This window comes from Nostoc sp. MG11 (assembly GCF_014904695.1).
Classification (GTDB): Bacteria; Cyanobacteriota; Cyanobacteriia; order Cyanobacteriales; family Nostocaceae; genus Komarekiella.
Window position 1 is genome coordinate 103,388 of the sequence record NZ_JACXXN010000003.1, and the last position, 19,388, is coordinate 122,775.

General features: G+C 42.4%; 15 protein-coding genes and 1 pseudogene. 7 read left to right on the forward strand and 9 right to left on the reverse strand.

The annotated features are described in order from the left end of the window. The first annotated feature begins 57 nt into the window (after positions 1-57). The 3 genes from HCR01_RS05750 to HCR01_RS05760 all read left to right on the forward strand — a co-directional run bounded on the left by HCR01_RS05750 (position 58) and on the right by HCR01_RS05760 (position 3,489). Positions 58-1,056, forward strand: coding sequence for a glycosyltransferase (locus HCR01_RS05750; RefSeq protein WP_193195304.1), 999 nt, complete (start codon positions 58-60; stop codon positions 1,054-1,056). A gap of 55 nt (positions 1,057-1,111) precedes the next feature. Then, a complete protein-coding gene (rfbB, locus tag HCR01_RS05755) occupies positions 1,112-2,191 on the forward strand; it encodes a dTDP-glucose 4,6-dehydratase (protein WP_193195305.1) in 1,080 nt (359 codons plus the stop codon). Positions 2,192-2,298: 107 nt separating this feature from the next. After that, the gene (locus HCR01_RS05760) at positions 2,299-3,489 is read left to right on the forward strand and encodes a serine/threonine protein kinase (RefSeq protein WP_193195306.1); all 1,191 of its coding nucleotides are present in this window, start codon (positions 2,299-2,301) and stop codon (positions 3,487-3,489) included. 62 nt (positions 3,490-3,551) lie between these two features. Here HCR01_RS05760 and msrA read toward each other — a convergent pair whose 3' ends face one another. Further along, a complete protein-coding gene (msrA, locus tag HCR01_RS05765) occupies positions 3,552-4,220 on the reverse strand; it encodes a peptide-methionine (S)-S-oxide reductase MsrA (protein ID WP_193195307.1) in 669 nt (222 codons plus the stop codon). A gap of 824 nt (positions 4,221-5,044) precedes the next feature. Here msrA and HCR01_RS05770 point away from each other — a divergent pair. Next, positions 5,045-5,932, forward strand: coding sequence for a UTP--glucose-1-phosphate uridylyltransferase (locus HCR01_RS05770; RefSeq protein ID WP_193195308.1), 888 nt, complete (start codon positions 5,045-5,047; stop codon positions 5,930-5,932). Between the two features lie 108 nt (positions 5,933-6,040). On the opposite strand, the gene HCR01_RS05775 is transcribed toward HCR01_RS05770, so the two are convergent. Both HCR01_RS05775 and leuS read right to left on the reverse strand, forming a co-directional pair. Continuing rightward, a complete protein-coding gene (locus tag HCR01_RS05775; protein WP_193195309.1) occupies positions 6,041-7,066 on the reverse strand; it encodes a S66 peptidase family protein in 1,026 nt (341 codons plus the stop codon). 120 nt (positions 7,067-7,186) lie between these two features. Further along, positions 7,187-9,808, reverse strand: a complete 2,622-nt coding sequence (leuS, locus tag HCR01_RS05780; protein WP_193195310.1) for a leucine--tRNA ligase — start codon at positions 9,806-9,808, stop codon at positions 7,187-7,189. A gap of 86 nt (positions 9,809-9,894) precedes the next feature. On the opposite strand from leuS, the pseudogene HCR01_RS05785 reads away from it, so the two are divergent. Further along, positions 9,895-10,335: pseudogene (locus tag HCR01_RS05785) on the forward strand (gamma-glutamylcyclotransferase). Here HCR01_RS05785 and HCR01_RS05790 read toward each other — a convergent pair. The 3 genes from HCR01_RS05790 to HCR01_RS05800 all read right to left on the reverse strand — a co-directional run bounded on the left by HCR01_RS05790 (position 10,332) and on the right by HCR01_RS05800 (position 12,324). After that, positions 10,332-10,949 (reverse strand): anti-sigma factor family protein, encoded by a 618-nt coding sequence (locus tag HCR01_RS05790; RefSeq protein WP_193195311.1) that lies wholly within the window; start codon positions 10,947-10,949, stop codon positions 10,332-10,334. The pseudogene HCR01_RS05785 and the gene HCR01_RS05790 overlap by 4 nt on opposite strands. A gap of 158 nt (positions 10,950-11,107) precedes the next feature. Further along, complete coding sequence (locus tag HCR01_RS05795) at positions 11,108-11,764, reverse strand: sigma-70 family RNA polymerase sigma factor (RefSeq protein ID WP_191757300.1); 657 nt, start codon at positions 11,762-11,764, stop codon at positions 11,108-11,110. Positions 11,765-12,174: 410 nt separating this feature from the next. Beyond that, a complete protein-coding gene (locus tag HCR01_RS05800; protein ID WP_193195312.1) occupies positions 12,175-12,324 on the reverse strand; it encodes a hypothetical protein in 150 nt (49 codons plus the stop codon). Positions 12,325-12,594: 270 nt separating this feature from the next. On the opposite strand from HCR01_RS05800, the gene HCR01_RS05805 reads away from it, so the two are divergent. Next, positions 12,595-13,419: a L,D-transpeptidase gene (locus HCR01_RS05805; RefSeq protein WP_193195313.1), complete on the forward strand. Its 825-nt coding sequence runs from the start codon at positions 12,595-12,597 to the stop codon at positions 13,417-13,419. A 64-nt stretch (positions 13,420-13,483) separates the two neighbouring features. On the opposite strand, the gene HCR01_RS05810 is transcribed toward HCR01_RS05805, so the two are convergent. The 3 genes from HCR01_RS05810 to HCR01_RS05820 form a co-directional block, all read right to left on the reverse strand. Continuing rightward, complete coding sequence (locus HCR01_RS05810) at positions 13,484-14,035, reverse strand: late competence development ComFB family protein (protein WP_191757296.1); 552 nt, start codon at positions 14,033-14,035, stop codon at positions 13,484-13,486. 121 nt (positions 14,036-14,156) lie between these two features. Next, positions 14,157-15,092 carry a M23 family metallopeptidase gene (locus tag HCR01_RS05815; protein ID WP_413773925.1) on the reverse strand — a complete coding sequence of 312 codons (936 nt, stop codon included), beginning with the start codon at positions 15,090-15,092 and terminating at the stop codon, positions 14,157-14,159. Between the two features lie 314 nt (positions 15,093-15,406). Next, a complete protein-coding gene (locus HCR01_RS05820) occupies positions 15,407-16,396 on the reverse strand; it encodes an AEC family transporter (RefSeq protein ID WP_193195314.1) in 990 nt (329 codons plus the stop codon). 618 nt (positions 16,397-17,014) lie between these two features. Here HCR01_RS05820 and HCR01_RS05825 point away from each other — a divergent pair. Continuing rightward, complete coding sequence (locus HCR01_RS05825) at positions 17,015-18,607, forward strand: alkaline phosphatase D family protein (protein ID WP_193195315.1); 1,593 nt, start codon at positions 17,015-17,017, stop codon at positions 18,605-18,607. Positions 18,608-19,388: the final 781 nt, after the last annotated feature.

Here is a 19,388-nt window from a genome sequence, read left to right on the forward strand (position 1 = left end):
GTTCTCCCACTTCCTCTGATTCCCCCACTTCCCCTACTCATATAAAAAAATCGTGTAATGAGAAAGCTTTACTTCTTACTCCCTGGGACAGATGACAAATTTGCTTGTGGTGGTTTATTTGCAGAGTTAAAAACAGTTAATCTTGCTCAGCACTTCTGTAGTGCGGATGTTGTAACTTATCGTCAACGAGAAAAAGGCAAGCTTTTCATAGATGATTTGCTAAAAGAGAAAGATTTAAATGATGTACTTTTTGTCATTAGCTGGGGATTTGATGTTGCTAAACTTGTCACTAAGCTCAAATCTTACAACGTAGTTTATCATGCTCATAGTGCAGGTTACCCATTTGTGCTACCTGCGAGTATTCCGATCATTACTGTGAGTCGAAATACGATGGGATATTGGGGACAAAAATCACCCAACTCTCTGATTTACTATTTGCCTAATCAAATTCCTGAGGAATTTCAAAATTCACATATTGAGCGAGATATTGATGTTTTAGTTCAAACTCGAAAATCTTCTGAGTATTTAATTAAGCAATTGATTCCGGCGTTACAAAAAAAATGTAAAGTATTGGTCGTTGATTCCTATGTAGAAGATTTACCTGGATTATTTAATAGGGCTAAGGTTTATCTGTATGATTCTGCTGAATATTGGGCGAAACAGCGTGTTAGTGAAGGATTTGGACTGCAACCAATGGAAGCGATCGCCTGTGGCTGTCAAGTATTTTCTAGTGTCAATGGTGGATTGTCCGATTATTTAGATCCAGGATTTAATTGCTATAAGATTGCCGGCTATTCTCAAGAGTATGATGTACAACGTATTTTGAAAGTGGTTAATTCTTCCATGCCACTATCCTTTTCTAAAGAGTTTTTGACTGAGTATAGAACTGAAAATATTATTCAGCGTTTCCAAGTAATAGTAGATGAATTAAATGAATTTTTTGATCACAAAATCCGGCATTCATCTAATATTAAGAGTTTGACGAAAATGCGTATGGCAAAACTAATGGCACAGAGGATATACGATAAGTTCAGCAAAAAATATTTTAGGGGTTAATATTGTGGTGCGGCGTGAAAAAGATTGACGAACCACAAAAAAAGAGAGGAAATTAATGAATCGGCGGTTATTGGTAACAGGGGGTGCGGGATTTATTGGGGCAAATTTTGTGCATCATTGGTGTCAAATTTATCCCAGTGACCGAGTGGTAGTGTTGGATGCTCTTACTTATGCTGGAAATCGTCGTAATTTAGCGCTAGTTGAAGGAAGAGAAAATTTTCGGTTTGTGCAGGGAAATATTTGCGATCGCTCTGTTGTAGAGCAGTTATTAGCAACTGAAAATATTGATATCATCGCCCATTTTGCCGCTGAATCTCACGTTGATCGCTCAATTCTCGAACCTGGCGCTTTTGTGCAAACTAATGTGGTAGGAACTTTCACTCTTCTAGAAGCTTTTCGGCAGCACTGGGAGGCAAAATCAGAGCCGTCTAGCTATCGTTTTCTACACATTTCTACTGATGAAGTCTATGGTAGTCTGAACCCAGATGAGTCAGCGTTTTGTGAAACAACGCCCTACGCTCCTAATAGTCCCTATTCAGCCTCGAAAGCTGGCAGTGATCACTTAGTTCGTGCTTATTATCATACTTATAAACTCCCGACACTTATCACAAATTGCTCTAATAATTACGGGCCCTATCAATTTCCCGAAAAACTCATTCCATTAATGTGTATTAACGTCTTAATGGGTAAGCCATTACCTGTTTATGGTGATGGTAAGAATGTACGAGATTGGCTTTATGTAGGCGATCATTGTCATGCTTTAGATGTGGTGATTAATCACGGTAAACCAGGAGAAACTTACAATATTGGTGGTAACAATGAGGTAGAAAATATCAATCTTGTACAGATTTTGTGCCAGATGATGGATGAATTAGCACCTGACTTACCAGTTTTGCCCTCAAAGCAGTTAATTACTTTCATCAAAGATAGACCAGGACATGACAGGAGATATGCAATTAATGCGAACAAAATCAAAAATCAACTTGGTTGGACGCCTTCAGTTACAATTGCTGAGGGTTTACGTTTAACTGTTGAATGGTATCTCGCTCATCGTGATTGGTGGGAACTTTTGCTGTCTGCGGAATATCAAGCTTTTTACAGCAAAAATTATCTTGGATCGGCAAATGATCGTTGACACTAAGTTTGCTTCTCTGATTCTATCCCTCCCACAGTCTTGCGAGATAATGACTATCCTTAAATAGTAAGAGAATCAGATCAGCGTAAATTGCAAGCAGGTGTCAAATGCTGCAAGCAGAGCAGATATTACAAGAGCGTTATCAAGTTCAACGCCAACTCGGCAACAATGGGATTCGTCAAACTTGGCTAGCAAAGGATTTACGAGCTTCCGATGCAGAAAATTCGTTAGTTGTTGTCAAACTTTTGGCTTTTGGCGGTACTGTACAGTGGGATGACCTAAAACTCTTTGAGAGAGAAGCACAAATTCTTAAACAGCTAAATCATCCCCGTATTCCTCGGTATATCGATTATTTTTGTATTGACGATCGCACACTCTGGTTTGGCTTAGTACAAGAGTATATTCCTGGTGAGTCACTCAAGGAACAACTTACTATTAGCAAAAGGTTTACCGAAAAACGAGTTAGGAAAATTGCTATTGAGGTTTTGAATATTCTCATGCATTTGCATGAGTTGAATCCAGGGGTGTTGCACCGGGATATTAAGCCAAGTAATTTAATCTGGGGTGAAGATAATCATATTTATTTAGTTGATTTTGGCGCAGTTCAGGATAAGGCGGCAAAAGAAGGCGTTACTTTTACCATTGTGGGTACTTATGGTTATGCTCCAATGGAACAATTTGGTGGTAGAGCGGTTCCAGCATCGGATCTCTATGCACTGGGAGCAACTTTGATTCATTTGTTAACTGGTATCTCCCCTTCTGATTTACCGCAGCAAGATTTGCGGTTGCAATTTACTGAGCGAGTTAACCTGAGTCCGAGTTTGATCAGCTGGTTACAAAAGTTAACTGAACCGGCTCCAGAGCAGCGCTTTGCTAGTGCTCGTCAAGCGTTGAATGCTCTCAAATCTGGTTTGGCTGTCAAACCTGCCAAGAATCAGCTTTTGCCATTAAAACAAGTCACCAACAATTCTGGATGCGGAATCAATAATTACACTGAAGCCGTCCCAGAGGAAATTCTGGGGTGGAATTGGGGGGCGTTTCTACTACCTTGGTTATGGTTGTGGCCTAATCAAGTGTGGTTTGGGCTATTCTGTTTCGTACCACAAATTGGCTGGGTAATGGCGATCGCTCTCGGTGCAAAGGGCAATGAATGGGCTTGGAAAAGTAGGCCGTGGCGCAGTATTGAACACTTCAAAGCCCATCAAAGAGGCTGGGCGATCGCCGGTGTCCTCATTGGAGCACCTATAAGTATTGCATTGTGGACGTGGGCGATCGCTTTGCTCAAATCTGCATTGTAAGAAGAAGGCAGTCAGGAGACAGTGGGGTATTCTTCCCCTGCTCTCTTCTGACTCCTGTTCTTCTAACTCCTTACTTGCGATTCAACTACACCCACAGGACAAGCAACGTTTGTACCACCCAAACCACAATAACCATTGGGGTTTTTAGCTAAATACTGCTGATGGTAAGCTTCTGCGTAATAGAATTCAGGTGCATCCAAGATTTCTGTAGTTATCTCGCCATAACCTGATTTGTTGAGAGCTTGCTGATAAGCTTTTCGTGATGCTTCTGCTAGCTGCTTTTGACTTTCAGAATACACATATATTCCAGAACGGTACTGAGTGCCGCTGTCATTACCCTGACGCATTCCTTGGGTGGGGTTGTGGCTTTCCCAGAAGACTTTTAGCAGTTCGCCATAACTAATTTCTTTGGGGTCAAACACAACTAATACGACTTCATTGTGACCAGTCCGTCCACTACATACCTCTTCATAGGTAGGATTGGGCGTGAACCCGGCAGCATATCCTACGGCGGTGGTGTAAACTCCGTTCAGTTGCCAAAATTTACGTTCTGCACCCCAAAAACAGCCCAAACCAAACAATGCTTTTTCCAATCCATCGGGAAAAGGAGGTTTTAGGGGATTCTTATTAACATAGTGATGAGTGGGTACTTGTATAGACTGTGCCCTTCCTGGCAAAGCTTCTTCAGGAGTGGGCATAACCTGTTTTTTGCCAAATCCAAATAGCACCATTGATTCTGACTCTGATATACATCTTTATCTTATTTAATATTGTAAAGATTTTAGCGATCGCTTGGGATTTTCTCAAAATCCTCAATATCGCAAGTTTTGCGTAAGTTCTGATTCTATTGCGTGTGTGTTTTGCAACACTTGCAGAAATTTTTAAATGCGTGGAATACGTATTATTGTAGGGACACAATATATTGTGTCCATATGCGTAAGTCCTAGTTAATTGAAAAATAATGTATATTTTTCTCCAATAATAAAATTTTTATACACAAAAAAGTACTTGAGAGTCTTGCTCACTCAAGCACTTTCCCGTATAACTTTATACCAAACCACTTTTGCTCTGTAACATTTTAAATCTACAATACTCCCCTAACAGGGAGTATTGCGAGGATAAATTGTGACAAACATGTGGTGAAATGGTATCACTCCTTGCACTAAATAAGAATATCTTTTCTGCTATAAAACGGGGAATCTAGTGAGTGACAGTTTATCAACTGAACACTAAAAAAACTCATCATGGATAGTAACGAATAAAACAAAGCATAATTTGAGAAAATTTATATATTTAGTATATAAAAATTATATTTATTGGCGTTCACTTGCGTTTAGGAGCAAATCAGACAGTTTCGCAACGTGCAAAATGCAGTTATATAAATTACTCACCTTATGTAGTAAATACGCTGTGAGCTATCGGCAAAGAATCGCCATTGAGTATGCGAGAGATAGCTTATGTATTTAAATTACAATTTTAATGATCAACTAATTGAAATTCTCAGAAATAATCGCTTGTAATTTTTTTCAAATTTAATATTTAAAACCGACGATTTATGCAAAAAAAGCAAGTTAACAAAGCTGTGATTCCGGCGGCTGGTTTCGGCACTCGCTTGTTTCCAGCTACTAAAGTTGTCAAAAAAGAACTTTTTCCGATTATTGATCAAGATGGCAGGGCAAAACCTGTGATTCTAGCAATTGTTGAAGAGGCAATCAGTGCTGGAATTACAGAAATTGGAATAGTAGTGCAGCCAGATGATCAAGAAATCTTTGAAGATTTATTTAAAAATCCACCAAAAAAAGAACTTTTCGACAAACTGTCACCACAGAATCAAGAATATAGCCGATATCTCCAAGAGTTAGGCAGCAAGGTCACAATTTTAACGCAAAAGGAGCAAGCCGGCTACGGTCATGCAGTCTTTTGTGCCAAGGACTGGGTGCAAGATGAGCCATTTCTGTTGATGCTGGGCGATCATATTTATGCATCTGACACAGAAAAATCTTGTGCACGTCAAGTTTTAGATGTTTACGAACAAGTTAATAAAAGCGTTGTTAGTTTAACTACAATGCCAGCAGAGATGATTCATAAAGCTGGATGTGTAACAGGAATTTGGCAAGAATTAAATTCAATTATTGAAGTAACACAACTCTCTGAAAAACCCACCCTTGAGTATGCATATCAGCATTTGCGTGTAGAAGGAATGGCAAAAGATAAATTTTTATGTATATTTGGCTTATATTTATTGACGCCGGAAATTTTTGATTTTCTGGCAGAACACATCAATAAAAATTTCCGGGAACGGGGTGAATTTCAGTTAACGTCTTGTCTTGATAGATTGTGTCAGCAAAAGGGAATGACAGGATATGTTGTTAAAGGTAAGTGTTTTGATACAGGATTGCCAGATGCTTATCGCCAGACGATGATTGATTTTAGAAATATATAAATAAAACATAATAATTAAGCGATCACCCATAATTTAGGTGTTGAAATCACCCCGTGTCAGAGAAAATATAATCAGGCGATCACTCGTAGGGTAAAAATTACCTCTGTGTTATTCTGAACTGACAGCTACCTCTAACATTCGTATTGTTCCAAAATTGGCATCTATTTCCACTTCTACACCAATTGGTAGGGTAAATTTATCCTTAATATGACCAATCATTGAACCGTACCAAGCGGGAATGTTTAGGGGAATTATATGGTCTTGTAATACTTGCATTAAGGTAAATGATGGTTCATCCCCAGGACTACAATTAGTACATTGCCCAAATATAAAGCCAGCGATTTGGTTAAGAATACCAGCAGTTTTTAACTGCGTCAGCATCCGGTCTAAACGATAAACATCCTCGCCAATTTCTTCTATAAACAGGATGCTTTTATTCCAGGAAGGCAGGTAAGGTGATCCTACCATCGCTGCTAACACTGACAAATTACCACCCACAAGTTTACCCCTTGCCTTTCCGGGTGCGATCATCTCCACTGGTACTTCTCTGGGATTAAGATTTTGCATTGTCACCGCTTCAGCATTAAATAAAATGCGCTTAAGGTAATCTACCGTTAACTGATTCCAAGTAGACGTAGCAACTGGCCCATGAAAAGTAATTACCCGACTGCGGGCATTAATTGCTAACAATAGAGAAGTAATATCGCTGTACCCCATGAGGATTTTGGGATGGGAACGGATCAGCGAGTAGTTAAGTAAAGGTAAAATGCGACTACAACCCCAGCCTCCACGCATAGCAATAATTGCTTTCACTGAGCGATCGCTAAACATCACGTTAACATCCTCGGCGCGATCGGCATCTTTACCAGCTAAATAGCCGTAGCGATCTAAAATATGCTTCCCTAGCTTGACTTTTAAGCCTAACTGTGATATCGATTTCTTTGCTGCTTCGATGTCTTTAGCGTCAATGATACCCGCAGGGGCAATCAATCCTACCGTATCACCTATTTGCAGGCGGGATGGTTTGAGGATGATGTTCGGGGATAGCTGACCGTGGGCAACAAGTGGAGGGCTTTGGGTAGCTAAGGCAGCTAACCCACAGGTTGTGATAAATTGTCGGCGCTTGATAGTCATGATGGGATAGCGTAACATTTACCACCCATCTTGAGAAGTTCTGGGAAGAAGTTTTCTTTGGAAATCAAAGACACGATGACGCCAAGAGTTAAATTGCGATCGTGTCCGTTACCATTTTCTCTAAGCGACTACAAAATTCACCAACTTCCCAGGCACTACAATCACCTTTTTAATTTCCTTACCTGCGATGTAACGTTGGGCGACTTCTGATTCACAGGCATACTTTTCCTGCGCTGCTTTATCTGTTTGCGTTGGCACTTGAATCACGCCGCGAAATTTGCCGTTAATCTGAATCGTCAAAGTGATTTCATCAGCTACTAAAGCAGCAGGGTCAAAAGACGGCCAAGTTTGAGTGTGGACTGAATTACTCTCACCCAACAAATGCCACAATTCATCAGCAATGTGTGGCGCAAAAGGAGCTAGCAACGCTACCAAAGTCTGAATTCCTTCTGCATAAATTGGTGAATTTTTGCACTTGGCATCAGTTAAGGCGTTACTCAACTTCATCAATTCTGAAATAGCTGTGTTGAATTGATATTCGTCCTCCAAATCTTCTGTCACAGCTTTAATAGCAGTGTGAATCGCCCGCCGCAATTCCTTTTCCGGCTGAGACAAATCAGATAGTTGGGCTTTTTTACGGGATACTCCAGCAGCAACATAATCTGTCACCAAGCGCCACACCCGATTTAAGAAGCGGAATTGTCCTTCTACATCAGCTTCATCCCATTCCAGGTCTTTTTCTGGCGGTGCTTTGAACAAGATGAACATCCGTGCTGTATCTATGCCATATTTGCCAATGACATCTTCCGGCGCGACACCATTACCCTTAGATTTGGACATGGTGGCATAAAGGCGTTGCAGTGGTTCACCTGTCTGGGGGTCACGAGGATCAGCTGGATTCACAAGATTCGAGGGAATCCATTTATCTTTACCGCCCTTGTTGGGATTTAAGTAAGTTAAGCCCTGTACCATGCCTTGAGTCAACAGACGTTGGAAAGGTTCATCAAAATTCAACAAGCCTCTATCCCGCAACACCTTAGTAAAGAACCGCGAATACAACAAATGCAAAATCGCGTGTTCAATCCCACCCACATACTGATCAACTGGCATCCAGTCGTTGGTTTTACTGGAATCAAAAACCTGCTGCTCGTTCTTGGCATCAGGAAACCGCAAGAAATACCACGAAGAATCAATAAAGGTGTCCATCGTGTCGGTTTCTCGCTTCGCTGGAGTGCCACAAGTCGGACAAGGCACATTTACCCAGCTTTCTAACTGAGTCAAAGGTGAACCACCACGTCCGGTAAATTCTACATCTTCCGGCAACTGCACTGGCAAATCTTGATCGGGGACTGGCACTATTCCACAGTTGGGACAGTGAATAACTGGGATGGGTGCTCCCCAGTACCGCTGGCGCGAAATCAACCAATCTCGCAGGCGATATTGTACGCGCACCTTCCCAAAACCTTGTTTTTCGGCGTATTCAACGATCGCTTGCTTAGCATCTGTAGAATTCATACCAGTAAAAGGCCCGGAATTAATTAAAATTCCTGGTTCAGTGTATGCCTGGTTATATTCAATCTGAATAATTTGTGTGACTTCATCTATCTCTGATGTTGGAGTTAAGTCAAAATCTGTAACATCATCTGGCGAAGCGATGACAAAATCAATCGGTAAATCATAAGTTTGGGCAAATTTAAAATCCCGCACATCATGAGCAGGCACACCCATAACTGCCCCAGTACCATACTCATACAGTACATAATCAGCAATCCAGATGGGGACTTCTTCCCCTGTAAAGGGGTTAATTACCTTACCACCTGTAGGAATACCCCGCTTCGGTTTATCTTCCGCAGTGCGTTCCAATTCGCTTTGATTAGAAACCTCTTTAATAAAGGTTTCTACTGCGGCTTGTTGTTCTTTTGTGGTAACGCGCTTTGTGAAAGGATGTTCTGGTGCTAACACCAAGTAGCTGACACCATAAACTGTATCTGGGCGTGTAGTGTATACAGCGATTTTTTCATCCAACCCAACGATGGGGAATTCCAAGTAAGCGCCTGTTGATTTGCCAATCCAGTTTGCCTGCATCAACTTGACGCGTTCAGGCCAACCTGTCAACTTATCCAAATCATTAAGCAATTCTTCGGCGTAGTCGGTAATCTTCAAAAACCACTGCCGCAATAATTTACGCTCAACTGTTGCCCCACTGCGCCAGGAACGGCCTTCGTTATCAACTTGCTCGTTTGCTAACACAGTTTGGTCAATGGGATCCCAGTTTACCGCTGCTTCTTTTTGATAGGCTAACCCCGCTTGCAAAAACTGCAAGAAAATCCACTGTGTCCACTTGTAATAATCTGATGAACAGGTAGCAACTTCGCTGTCCCAGTCTATAGACAAACCAAGACGCTGCAATTGCTGCCGCATCTGAGTAATATTTTGATAAGTCCACTTTGCTGGTGGAACGCCACGGTCAATGGCGGCATTCTCTGCTGGCAAGCCAAAGGCATCCCAACCCATTGGGTGCAACACTCGATAGCCCTGCATTCGTTTAAGGCGGGCAATTACGTCAGTAATCGTATAATTACGGACGTGACCCATGTGCAGGCTGCCCGATGGATAAGGAAACATAGACAGAGCGTAGAATTTGGGCTTATTGCTTGCTGCGGATGTCTTATCTAAGCCAAGTTCTGCCCATGTTTTTTGCCATTTTTCCTCAATTGCTGCTGGGTTATATCGGGAATCCACCAGAAAATTCTCCTACTGGGTCTGTAATCGTATCTGCCTCCATATTGTAGATGCTAGGCAAAGCAATCAGTTGGTTAAAATAAGCGATGGCTGAATCAAAAATAAAATTTTCTGGTTTGGTACGGGTTTTTGTCTACGGCACACTCAAACCAGGGGAAGCTAATTATAAAAAATACTGCGCTGGCAAGGTAGCAGATGCCAAACCAGCTATGTTAACAGGTAAACTGTTTGCTCTACCGATGGGTTATCCAGCGATGACCCTAGGAGATAGCCAAGTCCACGGATATTTACTTTCTTTTACTAACCCAGAGATTTTAAAACAGCTAGATGTGCTGGAAGATTACCAGCCACATAGACAAATGTCAGAAAACCTCTATAATCGCTAAATTATCGAGGTTTACGATCCAAAAGGACTATCCCTGGGTTACGCTTGGGTCTACTTAATGTCTCCAGAGCGGGTTTACCAATTTGGAGGGGTTCCTCAACCTGACGGCTGGTGGAGTAACTCTGGTTTCACTCCAAATTAGTTTATATCCTGTTTGGTATCTCGCTGTTGTGGCTGTATGTGATTTAATTGATTTTCCGCAGGAGCCACTGCTGCTTTAGGAATTTCAATCACTGGGTTATTTAGTCCCACCATCAGCGGGGAAGCGGGGGGAACAATAGACGCTGAAGTCGTTTGTGTCGGTTCTATTAGTGGCTTTTGCGCCAGTTGCGGCGCCCTTGTACCACCCGGTAGCACGCCAGATACCGCGCCGATAACGCAAGCAGCAATAGCCGCACCTCCAAATGTCCAGGCTAACTGAGTACGGCGGCGCAAACGTGCCAATACTTGTTGGACTGCTGCTTCTGGCGACTGTTGTGTTGCTGGTACTGGCAAAGTTCGCAAGCCTTGGCGTAGCTTTAATAGTCGCGCATACAAGCATTGAACGGAGGCATCGTTTGCCAACCATTCTTCTACTTGCCTGCGTTCTGCTGCTGTTACCTCACCATCGAGGTAAGCACTTAATAACTCGAAGCGATCGCGCTTCACCATATCCATAAAACCCGTTGATTCATTGGTATGCTTAGCCATTCCATTTGGCAAATTTTTAGGTAGTTGCGAGCGGGAACGGTCATAAAACTGAGAATCAGTAGTCATCTTAACATTATTACCAATTCATACACGGGTAAAAGGATTCTAACAACCCGGAGAAATTAATCATTTTTCCTCCTGATGATAGAAGTAATCTGCTTTTTCCTCACAATTCTTAATCAATGCTTAAATTCTGTTAATGGTTAAAGGAAAGATACTGTAAATTAGGTATCTAGATAATTTTGCAATTGAGCTTGTAATCTAGATCTTGCTCTGGCTATTCTCGACTTCACAGTTCCCAAGGAAACTCCAGTGATTTCGGCAATTTCTTCATACGCCATGCCTTCAATTTCTCTAAGGACAATAGTAGTACGAAACACTTCTGGTAAATCCGCGATCGCCTCCCGTAGTTGTTCGTAAAATTCTCTAGTGGTAAGTGCTTCCTCTGGGCCTGGAGTATCTCCGGCAATTTCCCAATCCATCTCGCCATCCTCTACTGAGCGAGGTGCATCCAGCGACAAGGGACTGACAACTCGCTTGCGTTTTCGCAACTCATCGTAAAACAAGTTGGTAGCAATGCGGCTTAACCAGCCTCGAAATTTAGAAGGCTCTTGCAATCGGTTAATATTCCGATACACGCGAATCCAAACTTCTTGAGCCAAATCAGCTCTGTCTGACCAATCGGGAGCCAGGTGGTATAGAACCCTATCGACTTGTGTCTGATAGCGGCGCAATAGTTCTGCAAACGCAGCACGATCAGGGCGCAGTCCTACTTGACAACGCAAAATTAGATCATGATTAGAGAGTTTGTCAACTTGCACTGATGCTTCTGGATACCTTGCATCAACAGTTGACCAGGATACAGTAATCGACTGACTCATAGATCGTACTGGCTTTAAATCATCCCTTCCTATTAGACCTGCTAATGAGCAGGAAGTTCCTTGGTAAGGTGACGGATTTATGACTGGAACACTGAAGTATACAAGTTTGGGTACATTATTAGCAACGGTAAGAGCCACTGTCTCCTTATGCTGCTTGCATAGTTGCCTTTTTGTTTATCAGTTAACAGTTGGCAAGGGAATAGCAATGTTACGTAGCTTTGTGCTAATTATGGCAACTGGATACACACGCTTGACAAAAATAATTAGATATGGTTTTAAAGATGAGGGATCAAAATTTTTCACTTTTAAATTGATATCTCATACTTTATCCTGGATCTAAGGCGTAAGATTTGATACCCTTAACCAGGTGAGAATTTTTGTAATTTATGCTGCTGTATTTACTATGACTATTATTTTTTGGGATTTGCCACCAGAATAGTTAATGTTTTTTCTGAGTGCTGTTGGTAATTACCAAAATTAGTGTGTTCGGGTACACGAACTTGAAAAAAGAAATTGAGGGAAAATGTAATTGTGACTGTTAGCAATAATTTTTCAAACATGGTCTTTCTTTCACCCACACCATTAATGATTGATTGCTACATTTCGAGAGTTCCAGAAAGCATTCAAAGCAAAGGCTTCCGACCTTTGGAACTTCACAGAAATGAAGTTTTTTACCTAGATTTCTGCTGGCAAAGTCTACATAGCTTTAGTTTGCCCAGAGCTATTAGCAGATTCATAATGAAACTGATAAGTATTTATAAATTTTTGATACTTGGAGCATGAGCGCATTCAATTTGTTTGCTGGATATGTCAGGGATAAACAATAAGCGATGGCAATGGTAAGAAATGAATCAGTAGGGCGTATGGTAATGATGCTCTGTTTTGGCACAGCAATTTTATCTCTGGCTGTCCATTGGCGCATTACTTCAGCTGAACCGTATTTGGGACAACCTGCGTCTGCTTCGTTGCGGCGAGATTCCAATAATCCTCAAGAAAGCCGCCCAAAGGCTGTTTATGGAAATCTCTCGCAAGTGGGCTTAGGGGATACGCTGGGTGAGTCTGTGTCTACTAGAGGTGTAACAGAAAAGAAGGTGTCTAAATCAAATTCTGCTATTAGCAAAAATGTAGCTAAAGCGACTAACCTTCCAAGCAAGACTCGATTAGTAGCGCAAGCACAAAAAGATAATATAACTAAAGACAGTTGGCCAAAGTCTTTATTAGCTCAGGCTTTACCTCAACAAAAAACCTCTAATCAGAAGACCTCTGTCAACACGCAAGTTATTGTTGATTTGAGCGATCGCCGCGCCTATGTCTACGCCAAAGATGAAGTGATAGCCAGTTATCCGATTGCTATAGGTAAGAAAGGTTGGGAAACACCTACGGGCGATTTTCAGGTGATGCACATGCAACATCATCCTATTTGGCGTCACCCAATTACTGGCAAAGTATTTGAAGCTGGTACTGACAGTCCTTTAGGAGATAGATGGATTGGCTTTTGGTCAGATGGACGCAATCATATTGGCTTTCACGGTACGCCGGAGGTGGAAGTGATAGGAACAGCTGTATCCCACGGCTGCTTAAGAATGCGTAATCCTGATGTCCGAATGTTGTATGAGCAAATCAAGGTGGGCACAACTGTAATAGTGCGTGATTAGACAAAAGTCATTAGTCATTAGTCATTAGTAATTTGTCTAACAACTAATGACTAATAACAAATGACTATAAAGATTGTGGTGATTTTTGCTCAAAGTTAGGTGCGTGTGCCTGAAGTAAAGCACTGACTTGGCGTACAACATCATTAGCAGTATTTTTACCCAAGTCCTGACGTTCTGGAAAGAAATTGGGTCGATCTAGGTAACGACCAATCGCTTCGCCGACTTGCTGAGAAATTAATTCTTGAAGTTCTGTCTTAGCTCTTTGACGCTGGTAGTTAGCACCTTCTTCGGTGGTAGCATACAAGGGTGGCAGACGGTTGAGGGCGTAAGCGGCAATATCTCCGACATCCAGAGAACTTTCGCTGGTAGCTTCAATTTCTGCTACACGGGCGATCGCTTCTGTCAGTACCAGTTCTTCCATGACGTTAATAAATTGTTTGCGAGGTACCGCCACTACCTCACCAGTCAACAGTGACCCCATCAGCCGATCCAGCGCCATGTACTCTTCAATTGAGAGTTCTGAGGCATTATCACAAATTCGTCCGACTTCTGCTTCCATTGCTGGTGTCAAATAACCATCCTGGAGAGCTTGTTCTACAATTTTTTCGATACTCATAACGCTCATCATCTTTACTCTAGCCAAGCAAGGTAGGGACGGTATCAATCTAATTTATTTTGTCTAATTCTCGGCAAAAAAACACACAAGCTATTTACCGAAATGATCAACTGAGTCTCTACTAATTAAAGACATTGGTTCGCCAGGGTGTTGGATCAACAGATTGTCCATTGACATATAGACCCCAGTGCAAATGCGGCCCTGTAGAAGCACCTGTTGAACCCACTGCGCCAATTAATTGACCAGGTTTCACAAAATCACCTTCTTTAACATTAATACGACTCAGGTGCATGAAAATACTGGTTACTCCATGACCGTGGTCGATGCCAACTACGTTCCCGTGAACCCGAAACCCTTGAGATACCCTACCTACCAAAGCAACTCGCCCTGCGGCTGGGGCAATTACAGGCGAACCCGTTGCACCAGCGTAGTCAACGCCACGATGGTAGTAGTCCTTTGCAAATTTACCATTATAGTAGCGACGTACACCATAGATCGTACTAATCCGCCCTGCGTTGGGTTTGAGGAAGCCACCACTCCAATATTTTTGTGGTGTTTGTAGTGCCTTCAAAGCTGCTACGCGTGTAAGCTCTAACTTTGTCGCTTGTACTCCGGCTTTTCCAGGTGGTAGATTAATGCGTTGTACGGGGAATTTGCGATCGCTCACTTTCACTGCTAAGTTTTGCACCTGACCATCCCCGGAAATCCTAAACTTTCTAATTCCCGCTGTTTCTAAGGGAGTTGTGGGAATAAAAGCTCGATACCGACTGGGTGCAATTGCAAATGCTGGGTAAGTTTTCTGGCCAATAGCCACCGTTGGATTGCTACCACTTTCGGGATTATCTAGATTAATCTCTAATGATAGAGTATCCCCTAATTTAGGATTAGTCGGAGTCACTTTTACTTGCAAAGCATCCACAGGCAATGCCATGACGGGGATAGCGGCAAACATTCCCACTAACAAATTTACTGTTCGGTAATTTCCTGTCAAAACTTTGACACCACAACTAAGTAAATTTTTGTTTAAATTACTAGCGAGACATTCCATCATAGACATATAAAAAATTCCTTGCTTCTGTTGAAAAATAGACTAGCTTATTACTACTAGTGTTTCATTCTGGAAGCAGATGTTTTGGGAAACTATAAAAGTTGCGAAACCTCCTAGAGACTTAACTTTTATAACCGAGGTGTATGACATTAGGAACGAGAATATAATTTAGCTTGAACAACTTGTTTTAGGCATCATTTTTGTTTTGCTCAGACTTTTCAAGATCAAGGCTAGTGTAACTGTTTTTTAGCTTGATAGATCTATCCCAGTTTCCAAGCCATAGAATCTTGAGCAGAAATTATTGCATCTTCTGGATTTCAACCTTAGCCAAACCAAGCAAGCCAGAGGGGAAGTGCGAAAAACAACCCTACAAAAGTCAAAGCGATACTGCTAGCCAACAAGTTTCGATCTAGGTCATAAACTTCTGCCAAAATCAGTACAGAAAGCCCTGTGGGTGTTCCAGACATTAGCACTAGTACAAGTCGGTGTTCGCCAGTCACGCCTAAATAGGTAGCGCCTAATCCCACCAACGCTGGCACAATGAAGACTTTCAATACGCTAGCGATTGAGGCGATTTCCAGACTTTTCCATCCTTTAATTGTCCCAAGTCGCAGACCAACCAGTAACAAAGCAAAAGCGATTACAACCCAAACGGCTTGGTCTAGTCCTGACTCAACCACCGCTGGCAATTTTACAAACTGAGTATTTAAGCCAATGAAAAATGCCCACAAACTAGGAACAGTTGCAAGATCCCGTAACTGAGTCCACCAAGAGTTTTGGGTTTGACTTTTACCAAAATAGCTGGCGATTAAGATAGCAATACCGTATGTGCCTACAACATTGTTGGTAACGCTGAATAATACTGCCCAATCAGTATTTTCAGGACTGGTTAGCACCTGTGTGAGTGTTAATCCGACAAAGCCTGTATTGCCTAAAATTGTAGCCAGAATAAAGCTGCCCAAACTTGCCCGCACTAACGAGTTAAAACCGGAAGATGAAGCATTAAGTGACAGATCCAAACTCTCTTGTTTCGGCTGCTCTTTTAGACTGATTAACCATTGTCGTCCCCACCAGATTAACAAGGCTAGAACCAGACTCAGCAACAAAATTACTATTGCTATTCCAGGTATTAGTCCACCATTGGACAAGTTAGTATGACGTGCTAGAACGAAAAGTTGTAGTGGAATTCCAACCCAGTAAAGCCCATAACCCAGTAGCTTCAGAAAACTATCTGGGATGAACCGAGATACCAGAAAACCTAAACCTATCCAGGTAAGTAAAGGGGTGTAGGCATGAAATAAGGTTTCCATCATGTAAAGTTGCACCCTCTATTGAACCTGTTTGTACTCTCATGGCTGAAAGCCGATAGCATTAATGAGTTCTCGTCACGAGCGTCTGGGATTTTATTAACTCACAAATCACAAGTCAAAAGCAAAAATTTGCTCTTTTACTAGACAAAGACGCGATTTTGCTTGTAACTCTACTTAAAGCCTATCCGAAAAGTCACTATAAATTTTCTAGGGTAGATGATGTGAGGCGCTCACCAGTGACTATTTTGTTTATCTCTACACAGAAGTTGTCCACTTCAGAGATCAGATTCCCGACTTTTTTAAAAAGTCGGGAATCTTGTGAAAAAGAGCTTTCTAAGAAAGTGTTCATCTGTGGTTTAATTTGTAATTTTATTCTTAGTCTAAATTAGAGATACATAAGAATTAAGTTGATATTAACGATTTCTTTGTATAGAATTAATCTCCTCCTAGTAGGTTGTTATAGGGCAACAGAACATCTAACACATTGATACCAGTGTAAAAACTGGAAATTCAAACCTGATTTTGCTAAGGGCGTTAGCTATGAAGTTTGCTTACGACTACCCTGCCTTCTTCGTGTTAGTTGTTGCTGTGCTTTAACTTACCTGTTAGTCAGGAGTACAGATGTTAGATTACCGGAATTTTGAGCAGTTCTTGCACAGTCGGATCAAACGACGTAACTTAATTATTGGGGCAGGAGCATTTACTGGATTAGCGATCGCCAATCAATTTTCTCATCAACCAGTGCTCGCTAGAGGCAGATTTTCCAATTATCCTTTCACTTTGGGTGTAGCGTCGGGTGAACCTTATCCTACCAGCGTAGTGATTTGGACTCGTCTGGCTCCCGAACCTTTAAATGGGGGTGGAATGCCGTATGCAAATGTACCAATTCGCTGGGAAGTGGCAACTGATCCTGACATGAGGCGTATTGTCTCTAGAGGTACTGTAATTGCGACTCCACAACTAGCTCACTCTGTTCGAGTTGTAGTAGAGGGACTGCGATCCGATAGTTGGTATTGGTATAGGTTTATTGTCGGCCGAGACGCTAGCCCCATTGGACGTACTCGTACAGCTCCTCTAACAGGCATCTACTTAAGTGAATTTAACTTTGCACTTGTCTCCTGCCAAAACTATGAGCAAGGGTACTATACTGCCTACAAATATCTGGCCCAAGAGAAAGACCTCAGCCTAGTAGTGCATGTTGGCGACTATATATATGAGGGAGGCATCAGAACAGACCGGGTAAGACAGCACAATAGTCCAGAAATTGTGACTTTGGAAGATTACCGCAACCGTCACGCCCTCTATAAAACCGATTCCAATCTGCAAGCGGCTCATGCAGCGTTTCCCTGGATTGTCACCTGGGATGACCACGAGGTAGAAAATAACTACGCTAACAACATCTCAGAACTTGATACTGAACCAGATCAAGACCGGGCAATTTTCCTCCAGCGGCGAGCAGTTGCTTATCAGGCTTACTACGAACACATGCCATTGCGTCCCTTCTCACGACCCACTGGCCCCGATATGCAACTTTTCCGACGGCTGGACTTTGGTAACTTAGCGACCTTCCATGTTTTAGATACTCGCCAGTATCGTACCGATCAGCCCTGTGGTGATGGTACTAAAGAACGTTGCCCAGAAAACTTTGATCCAAAGGCAACGATTACTGGTAAGTCACAGGAAGATTGGTTATTCCAAGGTCTAAATAGCTCACAGACCAAATGGAACGTTTTAGCTCAGCAAGTACCTATTGCTCAGCGAGACATGACACCAGGGGAAGGCGGAACCTTCAGTATGGATAAGTGGGATGGTTATCTGGCTTCGCGCGATCGCCTGATGGCTTTTCTGGAACAGCGCCAGCCCTCTAATCCAGTATCCTTGGCAGGTGATGTGCATTCTAACTGGGCCATGAATCTGAAGGCTAATTTTGATCAGCCAGAATCCGCTACCGTTGGAAGTGAATTCGTCTGTACTTCAATTAGCTCTGGTGGAGATGGAGCAGACACCACCCCCACGGTTGAAGCTTACTTACCGGATAATCCTCACATTAAATTCTTCAACGCTCAACGGGGATATGTTCGTTGTGCGCTGACTCCCACAACCTGGAAGACAGACTATCTAGTTTTATCAGATGTGACAACCCAATCTGGAACAATTAGTAAGCGTGCTTCATTTGTGGTTGAAGATGGTCGTCCAGGAGTACAGCAAGTCTAACTTGCACTCTTGTCCGATAGACCTGCTTTGAAAATGGTTGTGGGCAATAAGACACCAACGTATTTTTTCCGATTATTATCAAAGCATAGACGCATACCAGTTGATCGCCAGACATCACCTTTAGATCTCGGATGTTGGAGTTCTGAACACGAACTTCCGAGTTCTGAGCACGAACTTCCGAGTTCTGAGCACGAACTTCCGAGTTCTGAGCACGAACTTCCGAGTTCTGAGCACGAACTTCCGAGTATTGCTTCTACGAGTGCATTCAATACCTTTCGGTTAAAGGAAAAAGGCTGAATTTATCCCTTCCCCTTTACCCTTAAAACTTACGCACTGAAGCCTGAAACCCTGATCCCTCCTTAACCCACGCCAGTCGCTCCACTTGGGGAGACCCCAAGACCGCGCTGGCTCCCCTTAAAAAGGCTACGGTGTACACACAAGTCTTTTAGAGTTGCCCCACAGGCTTTTGATCCCCCCAACCCCCCTTCAAAAGGGGGGCAAAAACCTCTCAAAGTCCCCCTTTTGAAGGGGGATTTAGGAGGATATACAACGATTTTGGTTTTGTACAAAGATGTGTGTACACCGTAGCTTAAAAAGGGGGAACGTCTAAACATTGGTGTCAACTTCAGCTCAAACACTCAATTTCCAGTAGTTTCAGATCCCCCAACCCCCTTCAAAAGGGGGCATTCGATTCTAATTCCCCCCTTTTTAAGGGGGGTTAGGGGGGATCTCAAGTCTAGGTGGTACATCGAAAAACTTTGAAATGCTTATCAGACTAGGC

What these genes read in the sequence shown, in the direction of transcription:
- HCR01_RS05750 (WP_193195304.1), top strand. Translation starts at nt 58, where the DNA reads ATGAGAAAGCTTTACTTCTTACTCCCTGGGACAGATGACAAATTTGCT.
- rfbB (WP_193195305.1), top strand. Translation starts at nt 1,112, where the DNA reads ATGAATCGGCGGTTATTGGTAACAGGGGGTGCGGGATTTATTGGGGCA.
- HCR01_RS05760 (WP_193195306.1), top strand. Translation starts at nt 2,299, where the DNA reads ATGCTGCAAGCAGAGCAGATATTACAAGAGCGTTATCAAGTTCAACGC.
- msrA (WP_193195307.1), bottom strand. Translation starts at nt 4,220, where the DNA reads ATGGTGCTATTTGGATTTGGCAAAAAACAGGTTATGCCCACTCCTGAA.
- HCR01_RS05770 (WP_193195308.1), top strand. Translation starts at nt 5,045, where the DNA reads ATGCAAAAAAAGCAAGTTAACAAAGCTGTGATTCCGGCGGCTGGTTTC.
- HCR01_RS05775 (WP_193195309.1), bottom strand. Translation starts at nt 7,066, where the DNA reads ATGACTATCAAGCGCCGACAATTTATCACAACCTGTGGGTTAGCTGCC.
- HCR01_RS05790 (WP_193195311.1), bottom strand. Translation starts at nt 10,949, where the DNA reads ATGACTACTGATTCTCAGTTTTATGACCGTTCCCGCTCGCAACTACCT.
- HCR01_RS05795 (WP_191757300.1), bottom strand. Translation starts at nt 11,764, where the DNA reads ATGAGTCAGTCGATTACTGTATCCTGGTCAACTGTTGATGCAAGGTAT.
- HCR01_RS05800 (WP_193195312.1), bottom strand. Translation starts at nt 12,324, where the DNA reads ATGTTTGAAAAATTATTGCTAACAGTCACAATTACATTTTCCCTCAAT.
- HCR01_RS05805 (WP_193195313.1), top strand. Translation starts at nt 12,595, where the DNA reads ATGGCAATGGTAAGAAATGAATCAGTAGGGCGTATGGTAATGATGCTC.
- HCR01_RS05810 (WP_191757296.1), bottom strand. Translation starts at nt 14,035, where the DNA reads ATGAGTATCGAAAAAATTGTAGAACAAGCTCTCCAGGATGGTTATTTG.
- HCR01_RS05815 (WP_413773925.1), bottom strand. Translation starts at nt 15,092, where the DNA reads ATGTCTATGATGGAATGTCTCGCTAGTAATTTAAACAAAAATTTACTT.
- HCR01_RS05820 (WP_193195314.1), bottom strand. Translation starts at nt 16,396, where the DNA reads ATGATGGAAACCTTATTTCATGCCTACACCCCTTTACTTACCTGGATA.
- HCR01_RS05825 (WP_193195315.1), top strand. Translation starts at nt 17,015, where the DNA reads ATGTTAGATTACCGGAATTTTGAGCAGTTCTTGCACAGTCGGATCAAA.